The sequence below is a fragment of the Paraburkholderia sp. BR10954 genome, from assembly GCF_040965775.1.
Classification (GTDB): Bacteria; Pseudomonadota; Gammaproteobacteria; order Burkholderiales; family Burkholderiaceae; genus Paraburkholderia; species Paraburkholderia youngii.
This window is the reverse complement of sequence record NZ_JBFRCK010000018.1, coordinates 91591-114309: the sequence shown is the minus strand read 5'-3', so window position 1 is coordinate 114309 and position 22719 is coordinate 91591. Positions and strand designations below refer to the sequence as shown.

The following is a 22719-nucleotide window of genomic DNA, read 5'->3' as shown; positions in this document are numbered from 1 at the left end:
CGCCAACACTCTGCCGAGATGCCCATGTCAAGCCAACCATTTATCTCGTTCGACGGCGTCAGCAAGTCATACGACGGCGTGCATAGCGTCGTCGAGGGACTCGATCTCGACGTCGGGCACGGTGAATTCGTTTCGCTGCTCGGTCCATCCGGTTCCGGCAAGACCACGACACTGATGATGCTGGCGGGATTCGAATCGCCGACCCGCGGCGAAATCCGCCTTGCCGGCAAGCGTCTGGACGACAAGCCGCCGCATCGGCGCGATATCGGCATGGTGTTTCAGAACTATGCGCTGTTCCCGCACATGACGATTGCCGAGAACGTCGCGTTTCCGCTGTCCGTGCGCAAGGTGAGCCGCAGCGAACAGAAAACGCGCGTGACGCGCGTGCTCGACATGGTGGAGTTATCGCATCTGGCGGGGCGGCGGCCGTCGCAGCTGTCGGGTGGCCAGCAGCAGCGTGTCGCGCTGGCTCGCGCGCTGGTCTTCGAGCCGAGCGTGGTGCTGATGGATGAGCCGCTCGGCGCGCTCGACAAGCGCCTGCGCGAAACCATGCAATACGAAATCATGCGGCTGCATCGCGAACTGTCGCTGACGATCGTCTATGTGACCCACGACCAGAACGAAGCACTGACGATGTCGAACCGCGTCGCCGTGTTTTCCGATGGACGCATCCAGCAGGCCGCCACGCCGACCGAGCTCTATGAAAACGCGGCAAACGCATTCGTTGCCAATTTCGTCGGCGAGAACAATGGACTGACCGGCCGCGTCAATTCCGACGGCGGCGAATGGGCCGCGATGCAGCTGGCCGACGGCAGCACGGTGCGCGGACGCCCAGGCGCCGGGCTCGCGTCAGGCGACGCGGCGGTGCTCGCGCTGCGACCCGAGCGCGCGCACATCGCCGCGACGCCGGAAGCCGTGCAGGAAGCGACACGGCAGAACATGAACATCGTGCACGCGCTGGTCGAGGAACTCGTCTACTGCGGCGATCATCATCGCGTACATCTGAAGCTCGGCCATGGCGAAAGCATGGTCGTCAAGGTGCCGAACACCCAGCACCATGATCTGCCCGCACTCGGCCGTCAGACCGCCGTGACCTGGCGACGCGACGACTGCAAGGTGCTGCCCGCGATGGCGGCCGCGCCGAAATCCTCCGCCGTGTCCGGCGGCGCCGACTATTCCACTGTTGCCGTTCCCTCGTCCGCCTCGCCACTTATCGCAGGAGCCAACTAGAAATGAAGACCACGTTCTCGTCATTCCGGACCACCCTCGGGGCATGCGCGCTCGGGCTGTTTGCCACGACCACGGTTCACGCGGCCGACACGATTTCCGTCGTCACCTTCGGCGGGGCGTATGAAGCGGCCGCGAAAAAAGCATGGTTCGAACCGTTCACCGCGAAAACCGGCAACCAGTTTTCCACCGAGTCCTACGATGGCGGCCTCGCCAAGTTGCAGGCAATGGAGCAGTCGAAGAACCCGACCTGGGATCTGATCGACCTCGAAACCAACGACGCGATCACCGCTTGCGACGAAGGCCTGATCGCCAAGTTCGACAAGAAGGCCCTCGGCAACACCAGCGACTTCCTGCCGGGCTCGATCAGCGATTGCGCCGTCAGCGCGATGGTGTGGTCCACCGTCTATGCGTACGACAGCAGCAAGCTGAAAACCGCGCCGACCACCATCAACGATTTCTTCGACCTGAACAAGTACCCCGGCAAGCGCGGCATGCGCAAGTCGCCGAAGGTCGCGATGGAGTGGGCGTTGATCGCCGATGGCGTGGCGCCCAAGGACGTCTACAAGACGCTCTCCACGCCTGCCGGCGTCGACCGCGCGTTCAAGAAGCTCGACACGATCAAGCCGAGCATCGTCTGGTGGGAAGCGGGTGCGCAGGCGCCGCAGCTGCTCGCCGACGGCGCGGTCGTAATGACCCAGGCGTACAACGGCCGTATCGACGACGCCGTGCACAAGGACAAGAAGCCGTTCAAGATCGTCTGGGATGCGCAGGTGTACGACTACGAATGGTGGGCCGTGGTCAACGGTGCGAAGCATGCCGACGCGGCGCAGAAGTTCATCGTCGCATCCTCGACGCCGCAGGCCTATGCGGACCTGTCGAAGTACATCGCTTACGCGCCGCCGCGCAAGGACGCCATTCCGCTGATCGACAAGGCGCGTCTGAACGATCTGCCGACGGCGCCGGAGAATTTCAAGCGTCCGCTGCAAATCAACGCGACGTTCTGGGCCGACAACGCGGATGCGATCAACAAGCGGTTCCAGAACTGGCTGACGCAGTAACGCCGGATCGAACGAACGTCACCCCAGAGATCGAGCACGATGAACACGCCGCTGCCATCCACCGCCCCTTTCGGCCGCGGCCCGCAGGCCGCGAACCGCGAGTCGTTCCGGGCTGCGCGCCGCAAGGCCGCGATGCGCGCATTGCTGCTGGCTTTGCCGTTGCTCGTCTTTCTGCTGGTGACGTTCGTTGCCCCGATCGCGAGCCTGCTCGCGCGCAGCGTGCGAAACCCTGAAGTGCGCACCGGCATGCCGCAGTTGAGCGCAACGCTGGCCGGATGGGACGGCGCGGGCTTGCCCGGCGAACCGGCCTTCGCCGCACTCGCGCACGATCTGAAGGACGCCAGCGAATCCGGCCAGCTCGGCAATATCGCGCGGCGCATGAATTTCTATCAACCGGAGTTCCGCAGCCTGCTGTTCAAGACGGCGCGTGCCACACGTTCGGAGACGCCGGCGCAATGGAAACCCGCCCTGATCGATCTGGATGAACGCTGGAACGCGCCGGAAACCTGGCGTCTGCTCAAGCGTGCGTCGATCTCGCCCACACCCGACTATTTGCTGAACGCCGTCGACGCGCAAGTCGCGCCCGATGGTTCGGTGACGTCCGTCGCGGCGGACAGCGCCATCTTCCGCGCGGCCTTTGGGCGCACGGTCACGATCAGTGCGACGGTCACGCTGCTGTGCCTGGTGCTGGGCTACCCGGTGGCTTATCTGCTCGCGACACTGCCTGAGAACCAGAGCAACCGGCTGATTCTGTTCGTGATCGTGCCGTTCTGGACCTCGCTGCTGGTGCGCACCACCGCGTGGTATGTGCTGCTGCAACCCGGTGGCGTGATCAATAGCGCGTTGCTCCGCTTCGGGATCATCAACCATCCGCTGCCGCTGATTTTCAATCGCACGGGTGTGTTGATCGGCATGACGCACATCCTGCTGCCCTACATGATCCTCGCGATCTTTTCGGTCATGAAAGGCGTGCCGCCCGTGTACATGCGCGCGGCGAAATCGCTCGGCGCGCATCCGGCCGTGGCCTTCGTGCGCGTATATATTCCGCAGACGCTGCCGGGTGTCGGCGCGGGATGTTTTCTCGTGTTCGTGCTCGCGCTCGGCTATTACATCACCCCCGCCCTGCTAGGCGGCGCCGGCGACGAAATGATCAGCCAACTGATCGCGTCGCAGACCAACGATCAGCTCAACTGGGGACTCGCGGGTGCGCTGTCGTGTTATCTGATCGCATTCACGGCGGTGTTCTATTTCATCTTCAACCGGCTGGTCGGTATCGACCGCTTGCGCTTCGGCTAACGCGCCGCGCAAACGCCGCTAGCTGGTTGTCGCTCATTCGGATAGTTGATCAACAGGCAGACTCAGATGAAAGACGGACGAACCCGGCTACTCTCGGAACGCATCTCGGGCGCGGGACTGCGCGTGCATTGCGCGCTGATTTTCTTTTTCCTCGTCGCGCCGATCCTCGCGATCGTGCCGCTGTCGTTCAACTCCGGCTCGTTCTTCTCGTACCCGATGCAGGGCTTCTCGCTGCGCTGGTACGCGCAGGCGCTGAGTTCGCCGGACTGGCAACGCGCGTTTGCGAACAGCATCGGCATCGGCGCGGCGTCGACGCTGATCGCGACGGTGCTCGGCACGCTGGCCGCGCTCGGCCTGAGCCGCGCGCAGTTCCCTTACCGCTCGATCATCATGCCAATCATCGTGTCGCCGATGATCGTGCCGATCGTCGTCGTCGCGGCGGGGTTTTATCTGGTCTTTTCGCCGCTCGGGCTGGTGAATTCGTATACCGGCGTCGTGCTTGCGCATGCCGCGCTCGGTACGCCCTTCGTGGTGATTACCGTGACCGCTTCGCTGCTGTCGTTCGATCAAAGCCTGCTTCGCGCGGCGTCGGGTCTGGGTGCGCAGCCGTGGGTCGCGTTTCGTCGCGTCACGCTGCCGCTGATCGCGCCCGCCGTCGCAACCGGCAGTGTGTTTGCATTCGCGACATCGTTCGACGAAGTGATCGTCATTCTGTTCATCGGCGGCCCGGAGCAGCGCACCGTGCCGCGGCAGATGTGGAGCGGCATCCGTGACCAGATCGACCCGTCGATCCTCGCCGTGGCCACCCTGCTGATGGCGTTCGCGATCGCCCTCTTCGCCTGCATGAACTGGCTGCGCAAGCGCGCGGCGGCGGCCAGCCGCTCGTTTGCCTGAGGCGACTGTTGCGCCAGTGTGATGGCGTGGACATGCGGCTTTATGGCGTCGCTCCGACCGTCGGGCGTTGCTAGCCTCTGTGCGGCGAAGCCGGAATGCCTGGCGCGGCGGTCCTTGACAGTTAGTTGCAGTTTTATTAAGAAAAACATTGAGCGCGTGAGTGCGTGACGATATGCTTCGCATCGCCGCTAAACCACATGCAACGACCAAAGGTCGGGAAGGAAACGACAACATGCGATTGCGACGCATCACCGCACGACGCTCACCCGTGCATGGCATGGGACTGTTCGCGCTGCAGCCGATCGCCGCGGGCGAACGGGTCATCGAGTACAAGGGGGAAGTGACGAGCTGGCGGCGCGCCGCTGCCCGTCAGCGAGCCGATGCGGGCCACACGTTCGTATTCGGTCTGTCCGATGGACGCGTGATCGACGGCAGCCGAGGCGGCAACAGCGCGCGGTATCTGAACCATGCGTGCGCCCCCAACTGCGAGGCCATCGAAACGGGCGACCGGGTGTTCATTCATGCGCTCGCCACGATCGCCCCCGGAGAGGAGCTTTTCATCAACTACGGTCTGTCAGTGGACGGTGCGGTCACCGACGAGGTTCGCGCCCAGTACGCGTGTCATTGCGGTGCACCGGCATGTCGTCGAACCATGCTGGGAAATGACGGGTAGTCGTCGTAGTGCTGCGGCCGGCCAGGCACAGTCAGGTCATTGCTGACGTTCAGACGTTGCCCTGGTCGGTCGGCACTCCTTGGCCGTTCGCACCTCAGCGGTCGTGAGCGACGCGTCTTGCAATAACTATTAAGTCGGCGGTTAAAGCAGCATGATTCACTGCCCCGGCGGATCTTTTACCTGGCCCTCTGCCGATGGGCCAGGCGTGTGGCCAGGGAGGTTACCGCGGTCGCCTGGTGCTGGAGGACGCATTCTTAACACCTGAAGTTCAAGCGCCGCATTAAATAATTCGTCGTGCAGATCCTTCGTCATCTCGCCTGAACGAAGCTGACGTTCGAGAATGAGACAATCAGTTTCGGTTTCGAGCTCGATATCCAAAAGACGGAGCGTCCCGGGCTGCGTAATATCTGGTTGCGCCCGGCCAAGCCCATTCAGCAGAGCATTTCTTATTTGGATGAACTTCGGCAGTCTTTCGCGAAGAAGCGGTGACAATCGTTGATAAAAATCGCCGTCATCCATCAGTTGCTTCATTGCGGAAGACTCGACTATCGCTGGGCCGTCTTTGGATGAAGGAACGGCAATATCGTTACCCTTCGATTTCAATTCCGCCATTTGTTTGAGTGACGAAATCTGACTCCTGATGGATTTGGCATCTTCGATTGCGGCAAGCAACGCACCGTCCAACCGTTTTTCTGTCGGATCGGACGCAAAGATCAGCGGCAAAACAAAGAACAGAACTGTCAAAAGAAGACTCAGAACTCCGACGAAAGTCCCCGCAAAAGTGAGCTTGCTGGGCAAAGACCATTTATTCCATTGTTCTTTTGTCGGAATCAGGAGCCAGTTTGGCATTTAAGTGCCCCTATTAGCAACTTCGTTACCGGGAGACGACTATCCGCCCTGGCTTCGAGGGTGAGTCTCCTGGCTATACGAAAGTATATTGCACGGAAGATAGCTCGCTGACCCGGTTCCAGACACGCGGCTCGACGACGTGACACGGATCGCCGACAATGTGCACTTCAAAACCATCAATAGCAAAAGACCGAAGGAAGGTAACAATGTCTATAGCGAACACCAGAGCCACTCCCTATTACGCGGTGATCTTCACGTCCATCCGAACCCCCGGGGACAACGGATACGGAGACATGGCCGATGCAATGGTCGAAGCGGCCCCAAAACAGCCCGGATTCCTGGGCGTCGAGTCTGCGCGGGAGGAACTTGGAATTACGGTTTCCTATTGGGATAGCCTCGAATCCATCGCCGCCTGGAAACGTGATTCAATGCATCTGGTAGCACAACAGGCCGGCCGGGAAAAATGGTACGAATCCTACAAAACCCGTATTTGCCTTGTTGAACGAGACTACGACTTCTCGAGAAGTTAGTTTGCTGCGCCTTGTCTGTCGACTGCGCGGCACACGCCCGCCAACTTTATCGCTCGCATCGCGTCTGCGAATTGCAGAAGATTGGCTTCCAGACAGAAGTTATACGGCTACCCATACACAGGCGCGCTCGCGCATCCGACAGCGGGAAAACGGAGTCTTGTGGATTCCGTTGAACGCGTTCAAGATCGAATGGCGCGCGTTTCGCACGCGCGGACACACCATTCGGCGGTTCTAAAGATTCGACATCACGGTGAGGGAGAACCCTATGAAAACACCAGGTCGTGTCCCCGCTTTCAGTCGGCGCACCATACTCAAAGCAACTGCCGCAACAGCCGCACTGCAATTGGCGCCGCCCTTCATCATCAAGGCGCGCGGCGAAGCTCCGTTGCGAATCGGCATGGTCGATCCGCTGACGGGCGTTTATGCTGCAGTAGCACAGAATGAAGTGACGGGCGCACGGCTTGCCGTTCAGCAGATCAATGCCCAAGGCGGCATTCTGGGACGACCCTTGGAGCTCATGGTCGAAGATTCGGCAAACGACGTCGGCACCGGCGTGCAGAAGGCGCGCAAGCTGATCGAACGCGATCAGGTCACGTTCCTCATCGGCGACGTGAACTCCGGTATCGCCCAGGCCATTTCTCAGGTCAGCAATGAGAAGAAGGTGCTGCATATCGTTTCGGGCGGCCACACCGATACGATCACGGGCGTCGACTGCAAATGGAACGTTTATCGCGTTTGCAACACGACCAGCATGGAGGCGAACGCCGTCGCGAACCTGCTGTTCACCAAGTACGGCAAGAAGTGGCATTTCATCACACCGGACTACGCGTTCGGCCACACGCTGCAGAAGGCCGCGGCCGCCGATCTGCAGAAGCTCGGTGGCACGATGACCGGCAACGAGCTCACCCCGCTCGGCACGACCGACTTCTCCGCCTATCTGATCAAGGCGCGCGCGGCGAATCCCGACGTGCTGCTCGTGCTCCCGCAAGGCTCCGACATGGTCAACTGCCTGAAGCAGATCGCTCAGTTCGGCATCAGCAAGAATATCCACGTTGCCGGGCTGCAGCAGGAGCTCGAATCGCTCGAGGCGATGCCGCCGGACGCGCGTGTCGGCATCTGGATGTTCGAGTGGTACTGGAAACAGCCGGGGGTGCCGGGAGTCGAGAAGTTCGTGGCCGACATCCGCAAGGTGAACGGCGGTAAGGTTCCCACCGCGCGTCACTGGTTCGGCTATACATCGGTGCATACCCTGGCCGCCATCGCCAACAAGGAAAAGACGCTCGACGCCAGAAAGCTCGCCGAAGTGCTCGGCGGCTTCGAATTGGCGGACGACGTCAAGTTGCAGCCGAACAAGTGCTACTACCGCAAGGGAGATCACCAGCTGATGACGTCGTCGTTCGTGGGCGAAGCGCTATCCCAGCCGGCCGGCGACCCGGAAGACCTGTTCCGCGTGGAACGCGTGATCGCGGGTGACAAGACCGCACCTCCCGAGAGTGAAACGGGCTGCAAGCTGCAGTGGCCCTCCTGATGGCGCAACCGCGCGGCGGGATCGCCGGGCGCGGTTCTCATTGCGCAAGCGGAAGCGAAGCACGGGCGCCACGGGCGCCATAACAAGAATGGTGGGCGATGACTGAACTGCTGCTCTTCAACGTCACCAACGGTCTGATCATCGGCGCGTTTTACGTGCTGATGGCGCTCGGGTTATCGCTCATTCTCAACCTGAGCAACGTCATCAACTTCGCTCACGGCGGCTTCCTCGTTGCTGGCGGCTACGTTGCCTATACGATCACGCCCTACGTCGGCTTCTGGGGCGCGCTGCTGATCGCGCCGCCGTGCATCGCGCTGATCGGCCTCGCCATCGAACGGGTGCTGATCCGGCGAGTCTATGGGCGCGACCCGCTCTACAGCCTGCTCCTGACGTTCGGCCTTGCCTTCATCTTCGAGGACGGCACCCGCTTCATCTGGGGCGCGCAAGGCAAACCGGTGACCATTCCGTCGGTGCTGTCCCAGCCTTTGAGCAACACGTTGTTCTTCATCACCGGCTATCGCCTCTTCATGGTCGTCACGGTGGCGGCGACGGTAGCGCTGCTTTTCGTCCTGCTACGCTATAGCCGACTCGGCATCCGTATCCGCGCCGGTACCCTCGACCTCGAAACCGTGGCAGCGCTCGGCATCAACGTGGGCAGGCTGCGTTCGTTCAATTTCGCCGTCGGCGCCTTTCTCGCCGGTCTGAGCGGAGTGCTCGCCGCCGGCCAGCTTGGCCTGGAGCCGACGATGGGAACCGGGCTCCTGATGCCGAGCTTCATTGCAATCATCGTCGGCGGCGTTGGCAGCCTCACGGGCACGCTGCTCGGCGGCCTGCTGATCGGCGTCGCCTCCGGCATCACGGCGGTGTTTGTGCCCGCGGCAAGCGAAGCGATCATCTACGTGCTGATGGCCGTCGTGCTGCTGCTGCGCCCCCGCGGCCTGCTCGGCGAGGAGGGCATGCTGACATGAGCGCAGCGCGACAGGCGAGGCACCGCAGACTGATCACGCTTGCGGCGATCTGGGCCGTGTTGCTGCTCGCCCCGTACTGGATGCCGCCGCTCGGAGGCTACACCGCGCTTGGCACACGGGTGCTCGTGCTGGGTCTCGCCGCGATGTCGGTGAATTTTCTGCTCGGCTTCACCGGCGTGCTGTCGTTTGGTCACGCTGCGTATTTCGGGTTGGGTGCGTATGGCGCAGGCCTCGCGCTGAAATTCATTGCACCGAGCACGCCGTTCGCTCTTCTGTGCGGAACGCTGCTCGGCGGGGTCGCCGGCGCGCTGCTCGGTGCGCTCTGCGCGAGGCGGCGCGGTGTCTATTTCGCGATGGTCACCATCGCCTTCGGACAGGTCTTCTACTACATCGCGTTCCAATGGAGTTCGTTGACAGGCGGCGACGACGGTCTGCGCGGATTTTCGCGCATGCCGCTTCACCTTGGCATCACGACCATCGACATCCTCTCGAATGCCGATGCGTTCTATTACTTCGTGCTGTTCTGCCTCGCGCTGGCGGTCGGTCTGATGGGCTTCATCCTGCGTTCCCCATTCGGGCGCACGATGATCGCAATCCGCGAAAACGAACGGCGCGCGCGCTTTCTCGGCATTCCCGCCGATCGCCATATCTGGATCGCTTTCACTCTCTCCTGCTTTTTCATGGGGTTCGCCGGTGCGCTCTATGCACTTCTGAACAACTTCGCCGACCCGCGCGGGCTGCATTTCAGCCAGTCCGGCGACTTCGTCATGATGGCGGTGATGGGCGGCATGCGCAGCCTGTGGGGACCGCTTCTCGGCGCCGCGGTATTCGTCGTGCTGCAGGACTACCTGTCGAGTATCACCGTCAACTGGATGTCGTTCGTCGGCATGCTGTTCATCGCGATCGTGCTGTTCTTCCCTCGGGGTCTGCTCGGCGTTCTGCGCCGCAGGAGCGAATCATGAGCGTTCTGGAAGTCACGCACGTGAGCAAGAGCTTCGGCAGCCTCGCTGCGGTACGCGACGTCTCGCTCGCGGTCGAAGCAGGCGAGCTGCGTGCCATCATCGGACCGAACGGCGCCGGCAAGACTACTTTCTTCAATCTCATCAGCGGTTTCTTCCGGCCGACCACGGGAACGATCGTGTTCGACGGACAGGACATCACGGCCGTCCCGGCGTATCGACGCGTCGCGTGCGGCATCGCCCGCACGTTCCAGATTACCGAGATCTTTCCCGCACTCACGGTGTTCGAAAACGTGCTCATCAGCGCGGAGGTTGCGGCTGGATTCCGCTTGCGGCCGTGGGTCGGCCGCGCCGAAAGAACCCGAGTGCGCGAGTGTGTCGAAGAAGCACTGGAACTCACCGGGCTAGCGGCAAAAAGCGGCCGGCTGACCGGCGAGCTCGCGCACGGCGACCAGCGCGTTGCTGAAATCGCCATGGCGCTGGCGCTGCGCCCTCGCCTGCTGCTGCTCGACGAACCCACCGCAGGCATGGGCGGCGAAGAGACCTACGAAATTACCCAGCTGATTCGCCGTCTGCGCAGCGGCGGCAAATTCACGATCGTGCTGATCGAGCACGACATGCGCGTGGTGTTCCATCTTGCCGACCGGATCACGGTGCTCGACCGGGGCTCGCTGCTCGCCGAGGGCGCGCCGGCGGAAATCGCGGCGAACGAAGTCGTGCAGGTGGCGTATCTGGGTGACGTGGCATGAACATCGCGCTCACCGCCGAGGAACTTCATACCTACTACGGCAAGAGCCACATCCTGCACGGCGTGAGCCTCGCGGTCGAGGAAGGTCGGATCACGGCATTGCTTGGCCGCAACGGCGCAGGGAAGACCACGACGCTGCGGACCCTGATGGGTCTGACACCCGCACGCCGGGGGCGCGTGACGATCTTCGGCGCGGACACGACACGCTGGCCGACGTTCCGGATCGCCGCGAACGGCGTGGGCTATGTCCCCGAAGGACGAAGAATCTTCGCCAATCTCAGTGTCGAAGAAAATCTCCGTGTACCGCTTGCGCGCAGCGGTCCCTGGACGATTGCGCGCATATACGAGCTGTTTCCACGGCTTGCAGAACGCAAGGAAAGCCGCGGACGTCAGCTTTCCGGTGGCGAACAGGAGATGCTGTCGATTTCCCGCGCGCTGCTGCTCAATCCCCGGCTGCTGATTCTCGATGAACCCTCTCAGGGCCTGGCGCCTCTGATCGTGCGCGAGGTGTTTCGCGTCGTGTCGCAGATGCGCGACGAAGGGATTTCGGTCCTGCTCGTCGAGCAGAACGCGCACATGGGGCTCACGATTGCCGATCATGCTTACGTGCTCGACGACGGCGGTATCGTCTATGCCGGCCGTTCACGCGACCTGGCCGCCGATGAAAGCCGGGTTCGCGCGTTGACCGGTGCGAGTGCCGAAGGTTGAAGAGAATCGCCCGCGTTTCGACGTAGCTCGGCCGCTATCCGCCTGCCCTCACCTTTTCACGCCGCCCTGCGCGCCTCGCGCGCAGCGGCCAGCGTGCCACGCAACCCTTCGAACGAGTAGAGAGCGAGGGCTGCCCAGATTGCGCCGTAGCCGATCGCGCGCACGGACCCGAACGGCTCGCCGTAGATCAGCACGCCAGTGAGGAGTTGAAGCGTGGGCGTCACGTACTGGATCAGGCCGAGCATCGAGAGCGGGATGCGTCGCGCCGCAGCCGCGAAGAGCAGCAGCGGCACCGCCGTGATAGGTCCGGCGGCGGCCAGCAGCAGTTGCAGCCCGAGCGACGCATGCGTGAAATGGCTCGCGCCGGCCATGCCGATTACCATCAGATAGACGATCGCCACGGGAAAGAGCAGCACCGTTTCGAGTGCGAGGCCTTCGAGCGCGCCGAGCTTTGCAGTCTTGCGCAACAGGCCATAGCCGCCGAACGTCAGCGCGAGCGCGAGGCTGATCCACGGCGGCGCGCCGTTCTGCCAGGTGAGCCAGGCCACGCCGAGCGCCGCAAGCGCCACCGCGCACCATTGGAGCGAGCGCATCCGCTCATGCAGGAAGACGAAGCCGAACAACACGTTGATCAGCGGATTGATGAAGTAGCCGAGGCTCGCCTCGACGATATGGCCCGCGTTGACGGCCCAGATGTAGATGCCCCAGTTGGCCGAAAGCAGCGCGGCACTCGCGGAGAAGCGGCCGATCAGGCGCCTGTCGCGCAGCGCGGGCCGCAGCCACGCCCAGTGGTGTCGCGCGACGAGCACCGCAAGGATGAACACGAGCGACCACGCCATCCGGTGGGCGAGCATCTCGAGCGCGGGAATCTGGTGGAGCGTCTTGAAGTAGACGGGAAAGAGCCCCCAGATGACGAAGGCGGAAAAGGCGTAGACGATGCCGGGATTCATGGTTGGTTGTAGTTGGCCGGTGCGCGGGGTCGGTGCGAAGGCGCGTCGGTGGCAAAGGTTTTCGCGCAGATTTTACCCGTGCGGTGCAGCCTCCGCTAAGCGCATCGTCGTCAAAAAGGCCCTGCTCTCGCCGTTCAGCGAGCTTTGCTTTTGCTGCCTACGATGTACATGTCGTCTTCGCAGAATGATGGAGCGACCTTGGCGGCGACAACGCGGTCCAGCTCGCCCTACGCGACGACGATCAGGGCAATCGTTTGGAGACAGCCATGCATTTCGACTACCAGCAGTTCCACATCGACGCGTCACCTCTCGATGAAGGCGGCCGCTACTACGCTCGCGCAAAGATCTACCGGCGCGCGTCGGCGAGTGGCGAGGCCGTCGAGGTAAAGTATTCGGGCGATCTCGGCGATTACCCCTCCGACGTGGATGCGATGGAGGCGGCGCAGCGTTGGGCGATGCAGTGGTGCGACGAGCACTCCGCTTAGGCTTCATTCACTATCCAGGTCTACGCTGTTCCGGTCCCGCTGATCCCTAGCAAAATAAGCGGCGCATAATGCATACATCCCTTTGTCAGGACGATGGAGGTGAATGTGACAACCTTTGCTATCGACGCCGTTCGCATCAACCCGGCGAACGACAGGTTCACCCACGTGCGTTGGGCTCCCGTCGATCCGTCGACGCGTGAATGGCTGTCCCCCCCTGCGATCGTGGAGGTGGTCGAAGTCGTCGCCGCGATCCGCCGGGGAGATGTCGTTTGGTCCCTTTTTACACTTGGCGGCACACGGTATCTCGGGCCAAAAATCGTATCTGTCTCTCACACCGACGGACCCGCCGGGATCGACACGGATGTCCCGGGCGATCATGTCGAAAAATGCATCGACGATTTGCCGCACCTTTGACGGCATACCTTTGAGGCCGTCGGGCAGCCGCTAGAATTGCGGTTTTAGCCCGGAATACGTCAATGTCCTTTGCCTCGCTTGGCCTGATCGATCCCTTGCTGCTTAACGTGCAGGGCCTCAATTACCAGACTCCTACGCCGGTGCAGGCCAAGGCGATTCCCGCCGTGCTCGGTGGCAAGGACGTGATGGCTGGGGCACAGACCGGCACGGGCAAAACCGCGGGCTTTGCGCTGCCGCTATTGCAACGGCTGGTGCAATGCGGCCCGGCGGTGTCCAGCAATCGCGCCCGTGTTCTGGTGCTGGTGCCCACGCGTGAACTGGCTGAACAGGTGCTGCAAAGCTTCATCGCTTACGGCAAAGGCCTCGACTTACGATTTCTGGCCGCCTACGGCGGTGTGAGCATCAACCCGCAGATGATGAAATTGCGCAAAGGCGTGGATGTGCTCGTTGCCACGCCGGGCCGTCTGCTAGATCTCAATCGCCAGAACGCAGTGCAGTTCGATCAGGTACAAACGCTGGTGCTGGATGAAGCCGATCGCATGCTGGATCTGGGCTTTGCGCGCGAACTCAACGCCGTGTTTGCCGCCTTGCCCGCTCAGCGCCAGACTCTGCTGTTCTCCGCCACGTTTACCGATGATATCCGCGCGATGGCGGCGAACATTCTGCGCGCCCCGGTCAATATCAGCGTCAGCCCGCCCAATGCCACCGCCAGCAGGATCAAGCAGTGGGTGGTGCCAGTGGATAAAAAGAACAAGCCTGACCTCTTCTTGCACCTTGTGGCTGAGAACCGATGGCAGCACGCGCTGGTGTTCGTCAAAACCCGCAATGGCGTCGATTACCTGGCGGCGATGCTGGATGAAGCGGGCTATGCGGTCGACACCATCCACGGCGACAAACCGCAGCCCGCGCGCCTGCGTGCGCTGGAGCGCTTCAAGGCGGGCGAAGTACAAATGCTGGTAGCCACCGATGTGGCCGCTCGCGGGCTGGATATCGACGACCTGCCGCTGGTGATCAACGTTGATCTGCCGATCGTGGCGCAAGACTACGTGCACCGTATTGGCCGGACTGGCCGCGCGGGCGCCAGCGGCGTGGCGGTGTCTCTCGTGTGTGCCGATGAAGCGCCGCAACTGGCCGCGATTGAAGCGCTGATCCGGCAAACGCTGCCCCGTAAAGAAGAACCGGGTTTCGAAGCCGAACACCGCGTGCCGCAAACCAGCGCGACGGGCCAGATCATCAAGAAGCCCAAAAAGCCCAAGACGCCCAAGGTACCGCAAGCCGCACCGGGCCCCATGCAGCCGCTCGGCAAAAAACCGCGCCGGCAAAGTGGCGAAAGCCAACGCAAGCCTGCGGCGCAGCGCGCTGCGGCCGTGGGCAAAGGCGCACGCTCGTCCAGCGGTAATTCATCGAGCGTGCAAAAGCCACGCAGCCAACCCGCCAGCAAGCCCGCTGCGGGTTCACGCAAGCCGGCTGGCAAGCCCGCTGGTGGCCGGGGCAAACGCCAACCCTGATCCGTTGCCGGGGCGACTGCGCGCTAAACTGGGTGCGTGCTATCGAAAAGTTCGGTGGGTCGAGCGCAAGACGATGAAATTCACCCGAATGATGATCGGCCTCGCCGTCACGTACCTTATCGTGTTAGCCGGAGTCGCCATCTTGCAGGATCGTTTGCTCTACTTCCCTCAGAAGGCCACGATCGAGGAGATCACCTCTGGCGGACTGCGCGCCTGGCCGACACCTGAGGCGTACCGGGGCCTCGTGGCGGAGCCGGACGGTTCCGCGCGCGCCACGGTCATCGTCTTTCATGGCAATGCCGGGCATGCCGGCCACCGCTCGTTCTATGCCGCAGCGCTCACCCGGTTCGGGCTGCGCGTGATTCTCGCCGAATATCCAGGCTACGGGCCGCGCACCGGTGCGTTAGGCGAAGCGAGTCTGGTCGACGATGCGCAACAAACCATCGCGCTCGCATATCGCCTCTATGGAGCGCCCCTCGTGCTGATCGGCGAATCGCTTGGGGCCGGCGTGGCGGCTGCGGCCGGCTCGCGCGAACGCGACAGGATCGCGGGCATGATGCTGATCACGCCTTGGGATCGGCTCGAGCACGTCGCCGCTCATCACTTTCCGTGGCTGCCCGTGAGGTGGCTGCTGCGCGACCGATACGACAGCGTGACCCACCTGGCGTCGTTCGATCGCCCGATTCTCGTCATGGTTGCCGAACGCGACAGCATCGTCCCTGCGCGCTTCGGCGAGGCGCTTTACAACTCGCTGTCCGCACCGAGAAAACTGATGATGGTGAAGGCGGCTGACCATAACGACTGGATTGGCCACGTCGACCAAACCTGGTGGCGGGAGGCGACGGACTTCCTGCTCACGCCTTCGCATTGAAAGATGAAGACGCCACCGGTCCCGTCCAGCTCGGAACGCATCTATGTTCTCGATGCGAAGAACCGGCCAGTCGAGGTGTTCGACCACGACGCGTGGTCGCGCTGGATGACGGAAAACGAACTGATCTTTCGCCGCACACTGCTGGACGACTACGGTGTGACGGTCACGACCCGCTTCCGTGGTGTGTCCAATCCGAAAACCGCGGAGGTTTTGCTGTTCGTAACGCGCGTCGCCGGAATGCAGATGCAAGACAACAGGAGCTACGGAGCACGTACGCTCAATGAGGCGCTGGAGCAGCATGAGCGCATCGTGCAGAAAATCCTCCGGAAAATGACGGGGCGGTGAACATCAGAGCACCGTCAGATGAAGCGTGAGTCGAATGGCATCGGCGAAACGTTCGCACTGGATGCCGCCCGAGGCTCATATGAAGCTCACGCCGCCATTGACGGGGATCGTCTGACCGGTAACGAAGCCGTTGCCGACGATCATTAGTACGACCTGGGCGACCTCGTCGACTTCACCGAGGCGTCCAACGGGAAGCCGTTCCGCGACGTTGGCGGCCTTCAGCGGCGCGGCCATTTCCGTGTCGATCGGTCCCGGGGCCACGGCGTTCACGGTGATGCCTTCGCGGGCCAGCCGCGCCGCATAACCGCGTGTCAACCCTTCGAGGCCGGCTTTCGAGGCGTTGTAGTGCACGCCCACCAGCCCAGCGCCGCGGGCAGCGGCCGACGACAGGTTGACGATGCGGCCCCAGCGCTGTGCGCGCATTCCGGGCAGCACCGCCTGCGTGCACAGAAACGCCGATTTCAGATTGACCGCAAGCGTTCGATCGAATTCGGCTTCCGTGAGCCTATCGATATCGACGATCGTTCCGGTGCCCGCGTTGTTGACGAGAACACCGACGACGCCAAGGCGGTTTTCCACCTCATCGATCATTGCCTTGACGTCGGACGCGACCGATACGTCGGCTTGCACCGCGATTGCACGGCCTCCCGCACTTTCGATTTGCCCGACGATCTGAGCAGCCTCGTTCACGCGTTGCCGATAGTTGACCGCCACCGCTGCGCCAGCCGATGCAAGCGAGAGGGAAACGGCGCGGCCGATTCCTCGCGATCCGCCGGTCACGAGGGCGACACGATCGTGCAAATCGGGCGAATGAGCGGGCATGGAAATCCTCCTGTCCTGTGGAACTATCAAAAGGAGCTGTGCTCGTGCAACGCGGCGTGCCGCTGCGTCGCGGTTCAAGTTACAACGTCACAGCGCAAACAGCCGCCCAAGATGAGGCTCGGAGTCCTCTACGCCGGCGAGCCGCAATGCGTGCCACGCCATCGCGTAGTTGCTCGAGATCACCGGCTTGCCGATCGCGGCTTCCAGCTCCGGAATCAACCCGGCAATGCGCAAGCTCGTGCACGATACGAAAATTGCGTCCACGTCACGATTGCGCGCAAGTCGCTCGACGCCAGTTCGCAACGACAATGCATCGATCCGCGCCACTTCGTTATCGTTCGCATGCTCGAACGACGCCATGCGCGTAATGCGATGACCACGCGACTCGATATAGTCGCGCATGTATTCGTTGATCGAACGCACATAGGGCGTAAGCAAGGCCGTACGCTGGACGCCTAGCGCACGAAGCGCCGCCAGCGCCGCGGTGATCGGCGTGGTGCACGCGGCGTCCGCACGCGCTTCGCGAATCCGCGCGAACACCTTGTCTTCCCCGATCACCATCGACGCGGACGTGCAGCCAAACGCCACCACGTCGATACGCTCGGCCGGACGGATCAGCGCGACCGCAGGTGCGATACGGTCCTCCGTTTCCGCTAGCCGTTCAGGCGTGATGTCCGCCGAGTTATACACACGGCTTTCGTAGAACGCCACGCCCTCCTGCGTCATCAAGCCCCGCCACTCATGCTCAATCGTATGATCGGTCGCGAGCACCACGAGCCCAATCGCGGCGCGACGGCAGATCCCGTCGTCCAGCGTGAAATCGAGCCTCGTGTACACGTCGTCATGCTGTGCAATCGCACTCATTTCGGAGTCGTCCTGTCTTGTCGCGTTCGGCTTCGCGAGTCTCTGCCGTCACTGCCTCTTAAAGGTAGAGGATCGAAGGCGCCTTTGTGTAACGGTTTATACGCAAATACCCTATACCGTCTCAACGCACCCCGGCTCCTATCATAAAAGCAGCGCATTTTGAGTCCGCGCTCCGGTGCAAGCCAGCCGTCACGCTGTTGACCTGGTGGGTATGAATCACTGAATCACTCGCAATCACCCCATTTCCGTCCGCTTTCCGATGTCACCGGGATGCCCGTGTGGCGGATCGTCCGATCCCTCTCACAAAAGGAGTCGCTAACATGTTTGCTCAGACGATTGGCTGGTCCGGTGCAGAGCGCGGCTCGCGGCGAACGACTGTCGCGGGCATCGCGGCCGCCGTGGCCCTGCTTGCGGGCATGGTTCCCGGTTCGGCGCTGAGCCAGGGCGCCACCATCAAGATCGGCGTGCCGGTTCCGCTGTCGGGTAGCAGTGCCAATGCCGGCACGGATATCGTCAATGGCGCGAAGCTCGCCGCCGCCAAGATCAACGCGGCCGGCGGCGTGCTCGGCAAGCAGATCGAGCTGGTGCCCGAGGACGACGCCTGCGATGCGCAGACCGCGGTGCAGGCGGCACAGAAACTCGTCGATGCGGGCGTTGTCGCGGTAGCGGGCGGCTATTGCTCCAGCGCGGCGCTGCCGGAATCGACGACCTTTCATCGCGCCGGGATTCCCTACGTGCTGGATGCGTCGACCAATCCGCAGCTGACCGAGATGGGGTACGACAACGTGTTCCGCACGATCGGCCGTGACGACCAGCAGGGCCCGTTCGCGGCAAGCTTCATGAAAGACGTGCTGCACGCGAAGCACGTGGCGGTGATCGACGACAACACGACCTATTCCAAAGGACTCGCCCAGAACACCGTGCAAGCGCTGAAGAAGGACGGCGTCGATGTGGTGTACGCCAATTCGATCACGCCCGGTCAGATGGACTACTCACCGACGCTCACACGGGTCTCCTCACTCAAGCCTGACGTGATCTACTACACGGGCTATTTCTCCGAAGCCGGCCTGATCGTCAAGGAGGCGCGGCAACTGGGTCTGAAAATGACCTTCATGGGCGGCGACGCCACCAATGACCCGACCCTGATGAAGACGGCCGGTCCCGCCGCCGACGGCATGATCATCACGACCGCCCCGCTCGCACAGTTCCTGAGCGGCGCGCACGCCTACGTCGATGACTATACGAAGGCGTACGGGCAAGGGCCGGGACCGTACTCGGTCTATGAATACGATGCGGTCGGGGTCACGGCGAAAGCCATCGCGGACGCGAAGTCGGCACAGCCTGCCGCGATCACCGCTGCTCTGCACAAGATCCAGAACTACCCGGGCGCGACCGGAACGATTGACTTCAATCCGAAGGGAGACCGCAGCAAAGCCGTGTACATCACCATCGTCGTGCACGACGACAAGTTCGAGCCCTACCAGAGGCAGGATGCGAGCGGACATTGGGTGGCGATGAAGTAGGCGCGCTTGCGCACCCCACGCCGTCATGAGCGACTTCTTCCAGTTCGTCATCGAAGGGCTGACGACCGGCTCGTTCTACGCGCTCGTCGCCCTCGGCTACACGATGGTCTACGGGATCATCCGGCTGATCAACTTCGCTCATGGCGACCTGTTCATGGTCGGCGCGTTCATCGGCTGGACCGGCCTGATGATGCTGGCGTCCGCGCATCTGCCGCTCGCCCTCGCACTGCTGATCGCTCTGGCGGCCGCCATGACGGTCACGGGCGCGCTCGGCCTGCTGATCGAGCGGCTTGCGTATCAGCCGTTGCTGCGCGCGCCGCGGCTGTCGATTCTGATCACCGCGCTGGGCGTCTCGCTGGCGCTGCAAAATGGGGTGCTGCTGATCTACGGTGCGGGCTTTCGCACCTATCCGCATGTGTTGAGCCAGGCGGGGTTCGAGCTCCACGGGGTGCAGATCACCTTCGCGCAGATCGGCATCATCGTCGCGAGCCTGGCCCTGATGCTGGCACTGTATTTCTTCGTTCATCACACGTTCCTCGGGACCGCGATGCGGGCGCTGGCCATCGATCAGGACGCCGCGCGTCTGATGGGCATCGACGTCGAACGCCTGATCCAGCTCACCTTTCTGCTGGGGTCGGTGCTGGCCGCCGTGGCGGGCGTCATGGAAGGGCTTTACTACACGCAGATCAATTTCTTCATGGGTTTCGTGCTGGGCCTGCGCGCGTTCACCGCCGCGGTCCTCGGCGGCATCGGCAACATCCCGGGCGCGATGGCGGGCGGCATCCTGATCGGCCTGCTCGAAGCCTTCGGCGCGGGCTATGTCTCTTCGCAATGGACCGACGTGTTCGTCTTCGGCGTGCTGATCGCCGTGCTCGTGGTCAAGCCGACCGGGCTGTTCGGCGAACGCGTCGTCGAGAGAATGTAGTCCATGAGCGCCCGTCAGGCTTCCGCGCGCTGGGCCAGGCCTGTCGGCGCTGCGCTGCTGGCCGCCGCCGTGGCGCTGCCCGCTGTCGCCAGCAACTATGTCGTCGATGTCGGCCTGACCATCGTCACCTATTCGATCCTGGGTCTTGGGCTGAACATCGTGGTCGGTTATGCCGGATTGCTCGATCTGGGCTACGCGGCCTTCTTCGCGATCGGCGCGTACACGACGGCGTTGCTGGAAACCCTGCTGCACTTCTCGTTCTGGGAAACGCTGCCGTTCAGTCTGGCGTTCACCGCGGTATCGGGCATCGTGATCGGCTACCCCACCCTGCGCCTGCGCAGCGACTATCTGGCGATCGTCACGCTGGGGTTCGGCGAAATTACGCGTATCGTCGCCACCAATCTCGACATCACGGGTGGCCCGAACGGCATCTTCGGCATCGCGAGCCCGAGCCTGTTCGGCTTCGAGATCAGTTCGCCGCAAGCGCTCTACGAACTGGGCATGGCGTTCCTCGTGGTGGTGCTCGTGTTCGCGATCCGGCTCGGCCGCTCGCGGCTGGGCCGCGCCTGGACCAGCATCCGCGAGGACGAGGCGGCTGCCGAGGCCGTCGGCGTGCCGACGCTGCGCGTCAAGCTGCTCGCCTATGTGATGGGCGCGTTGATCGGCGGGCTGGGCGGCAGCCTGTTCGCCGCCCGCTTCGGCACCATCGATCCGACCGGCTTCACGTATCTGCAATCGGTCACGATCCTGATCGTCGTCGTGCTCGGCGGCCGCGGCAGCATTCCGGGCGTGATCCTCGGCGCCATCATCGTCGCCGGCTTGCCGGAAATACTGCGGTTTCTCAACCTCTGGCGCATCTTCGCTTTCGCGATCGGGCTCGTGGTCCTGATGCTGCTAAGGCCGCAGGGCTTGTGGCCAGCGCCGTTGCGCCGCGTCGCGCCGGCGCGCAAGGGCGCTGACGCCGATCGGGCTCCCGTGCCTAGCCACGCCGTCACCGATGAGACCCTGCTGGAGGTACGCGACATGCAGCGCCGCTTCGGCGGCGTGCTGGCGCTCGGCGGTGTCAGCTTCGTGGTGCAGAGCGGCGAGATCGTGAGCCTGATCGGTCCGAACGGCGCCGGCAAGACGACCGTGTTCAACTGCCTGACCGGCGTGATCCGCCCGACTGGCGGCCAGATCGTCTGGTGCGGAGAACGGCTTGCCGGCGGCGCGCCCCATCGCATCGTCCATCAAGGCATGGCGCGCACCTTCCAGGGCATCCGCCTGTTCGGCCACATGACGGCCTTCGAAAACGTGCTGACCGGCATGGATCATCGGCTTCGGACACCGCTCGCCGCCGAGCTTCTGGCGTTGCCGTCCGCGCGCGCCGAGGCCGCGGACCATTCCACGGAGGGCCTGCGCTGGCTCGCCTTCGTCGGTCTTGCCGGCAGGTCGGGCGAGCGCGCCGCCGATCTGCCCTACGGCGACCAACGCAGACTGGAGATCGCCCGTGCGCTCGCCAGCAGCCCTCGCCTGCTGCTGCTCGACGAGCCCGCAGCGGGCATGAACCCCACAGAGAAACGCGCGCTGATGGAACTGATCCGGCGAATCCGGGATCATGGCGTGACGGTGCTGTTGATCGAGCACGACATGATGCTGGTAATGGGCGTGTCGGACCGGATCATCGTGATGGATCACGGCGTCATCATCGCCGAGGGCCCGCCCGCCGCGATCCAGGCGGACCCTCGTGTGATCGATGCCTATCTCGGCACAGCCGAAAAGGACGAGGCGAGCGACGATACCGCCGGGGAGAAATCGCTGTGGGACTCCTAGAAATCCGCGATCTGCGCGTCAGCTATGGGACTGTCGAAGTGCTGCACGGCATCTCGCTGGACGTCGCACAGGGCGAGGTCGTCGCGTTGCTTGGCAGCAACGGCGCCGGAAAAACGACGACACTGCGGGCGATTTCCGGATTGATCCGGCCGCGCGCGGGCAACATTGCGATGGATGGCCAGCGCCTGATGGGATTGCGCGCACATCAGATCGTGGCGCTGGGCCTGGGTCATGTGCCCGAGGGGCGGCGCATTTTCGGGGCGCTGACGGTGGAGGAAAACCTGCATCTCGGCGGCTATCTGATCCGGCGCGACAGTACGGCATTGCAACAGCGAAGGGATCAGCTGTATGCGACTTTCCCCCGGCTCGGCGAGCGCCGCAGCCAGCTGGCAGGCACGCTCAGTGGCGGCGAACAGCAGATGCTGGCGATTGCCCGAGCCCTGATGCTGCGCCCGCGTATCGTGGTGCTGGACGAACCGTCGATGGGACTCGCGCCGAAGCTGGTCCGCGCGATCTTTGGGATGGTCGCCGACATCTGCCGCGAAGGCACGTCGATACTTCTGGTCGAGCAGAACGCCCGCCAGGCGCTGCGAATCGCGCATCGGGCTTACGTGCTGGAAAGTGGGCGCATTGCGCTCGCGGGGTCCGCCCGCGAGCTGGCTCAGGACAGCCGCGTCCGCGCTGCCTATCTGGGGGGCAGTGCCATGTCGGCAGAGTAACCCGCCAACCGAGCCGCGCGAGCAAATCCTAATACAGGCT

The 22719-nt window shown here is 63.0% G+C and carries 24 protein-coding genes; 20 read left to right on the top strand and 4 right to left on the bottom strand.

Annotated elements, in window-relative coordinates; all coding sequences use genetic code 11:
* Positions 1-24: 24 nt before the first annotated feature.
* The 5 genes from AB4Y34_RS23805 to AB4Y34_RS23785 all read left to right on the top strand — a co-directional run bounded on the left by AB4Y34_RS23805 (position 25) and on the right by AB4Y34_RS23785 (position 5151).
* On the top strand, positions 25-1230 hold the full coding sequence (locus AB4Y34_RS23805; protein ID WP_176378222.1) for an ABC transporter ATP-binding protein: 1206 nt from the start codon (positions 25-27) through the stop codon (positions 1228-1230).
* Between the two features lie 2 nt (positions 1231-1232).
* Positions 1233-2288 (top strand): ABC transporter substrate-binding protein, encoded by a 1056-nt coding sequence (locus AB4Y34_RS23800; RefSeq protein ID WP_176378223.1) that lies wholly within the window; start codon positions 1233-1235, stop codon positions 2286-2288.
* Between the two features lie 39 nt (positions 2289-2327).
* Entirely contained in the window at positions 2328-3584 is a 1257-nt protein-coding gene (locus tag AB4Y34_RS23795; protein ID WP_176111210.1) for an ABC transporter permease, read from the top strand.
* Between the two features lie 66 nt (positions 3585-3650).
* Positions 3651-4478: an ABC transporter permease gene (locus tag AB4Y34_RS23790; protein ID WP_176378225.1), complete on the top strand. Its 828-nt coding sequence runs from the start codon at positions 3651-3653 to the stop codon at positions 4476-4478.
* A 232-nt stretch (positions 4479-4710) separates the two neighbouring features.
* A complete protein-coding gene (locus AB4Y34_RS23785) occupies positions 4711-5151 on the top strand; it encodes an SET domain-containing protein (protein ID WP_176366574.1) in 441 nt (146 codons plus the stop codon).
* Positions 5152-5307: 156 nt separating this feature from the next.
* Here AB4Y34_RS23785 and AB4Y34_RS23780 read toward each other — a convergent pair whose 3' ends face one another.
* A complete protein-coding gene (locus tag AB4Y34_RS23780) occupies positions 5308-6000 on the bottom strand; it encodes a hypothetical protein (RefSeq protein WP_368717391.1) in 693 nt (230 codons plus the stop codon).
* A gap of 206 nt (positions 6001-6206) precedes the next feature.
* Between AB4Y34_RS23780 and AB4Y34_RS23775 the strand changes: the two genes are divergently transcribed.
* From AB4Y34_RS23775 to AB4Y34_RS23750, 6 genes are all read left to right on the top strand, one after another.
* On the top strand, positions 6207-6530 hold the full coding sequence (locus AB4Y34_RS23775) for an antibiotic biosynthesis monooxygenase (protein ID WP_368717390.1): 324 nt from the start codon (positions 6207-6209) through the stop codon (positions 6528-6530).
* Positions 6531-6795: 265 nt separating this feature from the next.
* On the top strand, positions 6796-8058 hold the full coding sequence (locus tag AB4Y34_RS23770) for an ABC transporter substrate-binding protein (RefSeq protein ID WP_368717389.1): 1263 nt from the start codon (positions 6796-6798) through the stop codon (positions 8056-8058).
* 98 nt (positions 8059-8156) lie between these two features.
* Positions 8157-9026 carry a branched-chain amino acid ABC transporter permease gene (locus AB4Y34_RS23765; RefSeq protein WP_176378230.1) on the top strand — a complete coding sequence of 290 codons (870 nt, stop codon included), beginning with the start codon at positions 8157-8159 and terminating at the stop codon, positions 9024-9026.
* A complete protein-coding gene (locus tag AB4Y34_RS23760; RefSeq protein ID WP_368717388.1) occupies positions 9023-9988 on the top strand; it encodes a branched-chain amino acid ABC transporter permease in 966 nt (321 codons plus the stop codon). Before AB4Y34_RS23765 ends, AB4Y34_RS23760 begins: the two co-directional genes overlap by 4 nt.
* Positions 9985-10734 carry an ABC transporter ATP-binding protein gene (locus AB4Y34_RS23755; RefSeq protein ID WP_368592027.1) on the top strand — a complete coding sequence of 250 codons (750 nt, stop codon included), beginning with the start codon at positions 9985-9987 and terminating at the stop codon, positions 10732-10734. The genes AB4Y34_RS23760 and AB4Y34_RS23755 overlap by 4 nt, the downstream gene beginning before the upstream one ends.
* The gene (locus AB4Y34_RS23750; protein ID WP_368717387.1) at positions 10731-11441 is read left to right on the top strand and encodes an ABC transporter ATP-binding protein; all 711 of its coding nucleotides are present in this window, start codon (positions 10731-10733) and stop codon (positions 11439-11441) included. The genes AB4Y34_RS23755 and AB4Y34_RS23750 overlap by 4 nt, the downstream gene beginning before the upstream one ends.
* A gap of 56 nt (positions 11442-11497) precedes the next feature.
* On the opposite strand, the gene rarD is transcribed toward AB4Y34_RS23750, so the two are convergent.
* A complete protein-coding gene (rarD, locus tag AB4Y34_RS23745) occupies positions 11498-12391 on the bottom strand; it encodes an EamA family transporter RarD (RefSeq protein WP_176378234.1) in 894 nt (297 codons plus the stop codon).
* A gap of 266 nt (positions 12392-12657) precedes the next feature.
* On the opposite strand from rarD, the gene AB4Y34_RS23740 reads away from it, so the two are divergent.
* The 5 genes from AB4Y34_RS23740 to AB4Y34_RS23720 all read left to right on the top strand — a co-directional run bounded on the left by AB4Y34_RS23740 (position 12658) and on the right by AB4Y34_RS23720 (position 16014).
* Positions 12658-12876 carry a hypothetical protein gene (locus tag AB4Y34_RS23740; protein ID WP_176378235.1) on the top strand — a complete coding sequence of 73 codons (219 nt, stop codon included), beginning with the start codon at positions 12658-12660 and terminating at the stop codon, positions 12874-12876.
* Between the two features lie 105 nt (positions 12877-12981).
* On the top strand, positions 12982-13290 hold the full coding sequence (locus AB4Y34_RS23735; protein WP_176378587.1) for a hypothetical protein: 309 nt from the start codon (positions 12982-12984) through the stop codon (positions 13288-13290).
* A gap of 62 nt (positions 13291-13352) precedes the next feature.
* Positions 13353-14798 carry a DEAD/DEAH box helicase gene (locus tag AB4Y34_RS23730; protein WP_368717386.1) on the top strand — a complete coding sequence of 482 codons (1446 nt, stop codon included), beginning with the start codon at positions 13353-13355 and terminating at the stop codon, positions 14796-14798.
* 73 nt (positions 14799-14871) lie between these two features.
* Entirely contained in the window at positions 14872-15669 is a 798-nt protein-coding gene (locus AB4Y34_RS23725) for an alpha/beta hydrolase (protein ID WP_176378588.1), read from the top strand.
* A gap of 3 nt (positions 15670-15672) precedes the next feature.
* Positions 15673-16014 (top strand): hypothetical protein, encoded by a 342-nt coding sequence (locus AB4Y34_RS23720; protein ID WP_176378237.1) that lies wholly within the window; start codon positions 15673-15675, stop codon positions 16012-16014.
* A 75-nt stretch (positions 16015-16089) separates the two neighbouring features.
* On the opposite strand, the gene AB4Y34_RS23715 is transcribed toward AB4Y34_RS23720, so the two are convergent.
* Entirely contained in the window at positions 16090-16836 is a 747-nt protein-coding gene (locus AB4Y34_RS23715; RefSeq protein WP_368717385.1) for an SDR family NAD(P)-dependent oxidoreductase, read from the bottom strand.
* An 87-nt stretch (positions 16837-16923) separates the two neighbouring features.
* Positions 16924-17700, bottom strand: coding sequence for an aspartate/glutamate racemase family protein (locus tag AB4Y34_RS23710; RefSeq protein ID WP_368717384.1), 777 nt, complete (start codon positions 17698-17700; stop codon positions 16924-16926).
* A gap of 320 nt (positions 17701-18020) precedes the next feature.
* Between AB4Y34_RS23710 and AB4Y34_RS23705 the strand changes: the two genes are divergently transcribed.
* Genes AB4Y34_RS23705 through AB4Y34_RS23690 form a run of 4 tightly spaced genes read left to right on the top strand, consistent with a single transcriptional unit; the run spans position 18021 to position 22679 of the window.
* A complete protein-coding gene (locus tag AB4Y34_RS23705; protein WP_176121983.1) occupies positions 18021-19223 on the top strand; it encodes a branched-chain amino acid ABC transporter substrate-binding protein in 1203 nt (400 codons plus the stop codon).
* 25 nt (positions 19224-19248) lie between these two features.
* Positions 19249-20148: a branched-chain amino acid ABC transporter permease gene (locus AB4Y34_RS23700; protein WP_176378239.1), complete on the top strand. Its 900-nt coding sequence runs from the start codon at positions 19249-19251 to the stop codon at positions 20146-20148.
* A gap of 3 nt (positions 20149-20151) precedes the next feature.
* Positions 20152-21960, top strand: a complete 1809-nt coding sequence (locus tag AB4Y34_RS23695) for an ATP-binding cassette domain-containing protein (RefSeq protein WP_368717383.1) — start codon at positions 20152-20154, stop codon at positions 21958-21960.
* The gene (locus AB4Y34_RS23690) at positions 21948-22679 is read left to right on the top strand and encodes an ABC transporter ATP-binding protein (protein ID WP_176111231.1); all 732 of its coding nucleotides are present in this window, start codon (positions 21948-21950) and stop codon (positions 22677-22679) included. Before AB4Y34_RS23695 ends, AB4Y34_RS23690 begins: the two co-directional genes overlap by 13 nt.
* Positions 22680-22719: the final 40 nt, after the last annotated feature.

Bases quoted from the DNA above. Each gene is read 5' to 3' on its own strand.
- AB4Y34_RS23805 (WP_176378222.1), top strand. From the start codon at position 25: ATGTCAAGCCAACCATTTATCTCGTTCGACGGCGTCAGCAAGTCATAC.
- AB4Y34_RS23800 (WP_176378223.1), top strand. From the start codon at position 1,233: ATGAAGACCACGTTCTCGTCATTCCGGACCACCCTCGGGGCATGCGCG.
- AB4Y34_RS23795 (WP_176111210.1), top strand. From the start codon at position 2,328: ATGAACACGCCGCTGCCATCCACCGCCCCTTTCGGCCGCGGCCCGCAG.
- AB4Y34_RS23790 (WP_176378225.1), top strand. From the start codon at position 3,651: ATGAAAGACGGACGAACCCGGCTACTCTCGGAACGCATCTCGGGCGCG.
- AB4Y34_RS23785 (WP_176366574.1), top strand. From the start codon at position 4,711: ATGCGATTGCGACGCATCACCGCACGACGCTCACCCGTGCATGGCATG.
- AB4Y34_RS23780 (WP_368717391.1), bottom strand. From the start codon at position 6,000: ATGCCAAACTGGCTCCTGATTCCGACAAAAGAACAATGGAATAAATGG.
- AB4Y34_RS23775 (WP_368717390.1), top strand. From the start codon at position 6,207: ATGTCTATAGCGAACACCAGAGCCACTCCCTATTACGCGGTGATCTTC.
- AB4Y34_RS23770 (WP_368717389.1), top strand. From the start codon at position 6,796: ATGAAAACACCAGGTCGTGTCCCCGCTTTCAGTCGGCGCACCATACTC.
- AB4Y34_RS23765 (WP_176378230.1), top strand. From the start codon at position 8,157: ATGACTGAACTGCTGCTCTTCAACGTCACCAACGGTCTGATCATCGGC.
- AB4Y34_RS23760 (WP_368717388.1), top strand. From the start codon at position 9,023: ATGAGCGCAGCGCGACAGGCGAGGCACCGCAGACTGATCACGCTTGCG.
- AB4Y34_RS23755 (WP_368592027.1), top strand. From the start codon at position 9,985: ATGAGCGTTCTGGAAGTCACGCACGTGAGCAAGAGCTTCGGCAGCCTC.
- AB4Y34_RS23750 (WP_368717387.1), top strand. From the start codon at position 10,731: ATGAACATCGCGCTCACCGCCGAGGAACTTCATACCTACTACGGCAAG.
- rarD (WP_176378234.1), bottom strand. From the start codon at position 12,391: ATGAATCCCGGCATCGTCTACGCCTTTTCCGCCTTCGTCATCTGGGGG.
- AB4Y34_RS23740 (WP_176378235.1), top strand. From the start codon at position 12,658: ATGCATTTCGACTACCAGCAGTTCCACATCGACGCGTCACCTCTCGAT.
- AB4Y34_RS23730 (WP_368717386.1), top strand. From the start codon at position 13,353: ATGTCCTTTGCCTCGCTTGGCCTGATCGATCCCTTGCTGCTTAACGTG.
- AB4Y34_RS23725 (WP_176378588.1), top strand. From the start codon at position 14,872: ATGAAATTCACCCGAATGATGATCGGCCTCGCCGTCACGTACCTTATC.
- AB4Y34_RS23720 (WP_176378237.1), top strand. From the start codon at position 15,673: ATGAAGACGCCACCGGTCCCGTCCAGCTCGGAACGCATCTATGTTCTC.
- AB4Y34_RS23715 (WP_368717385.1), bottom strand. From the start codon at position 16,836: ATGCCCGCTCATTCGCCCGATTTGCACGATCGTGTCGCCCTCGTGACC.
- AB4Y34_RS23710 (WP_368717384.1), bottom strand. From the start codon at position 17,700: ATGAGTGCGATTGCACAGCATGACGACGTGTACACGAGGCTCGATTTC.
- AB4Y34_RS23705 (WP_176121983.1), top strand. From the start codon at position 18,021: ATGTTTGCTCAGACGATTGGCTGGTCCGGTGCAGAGCGCGGCTCGCGG.
- AB4Y34_RS23700 (WP_176378239.1), top strand. From the start codon at position 19,249: ATGAGCGACTTCTTCCAGTTCGTCATCGAAGGGCTGACGACCGGCTCG.
- AB4Y34_RS23695 (WP_368717383.1), top strand. From the start codon at position 20,152: ATGAGCGCCCGTCAGGCTTCCGCGCGCTGGGCCAGGCCTGTCGGCGCT.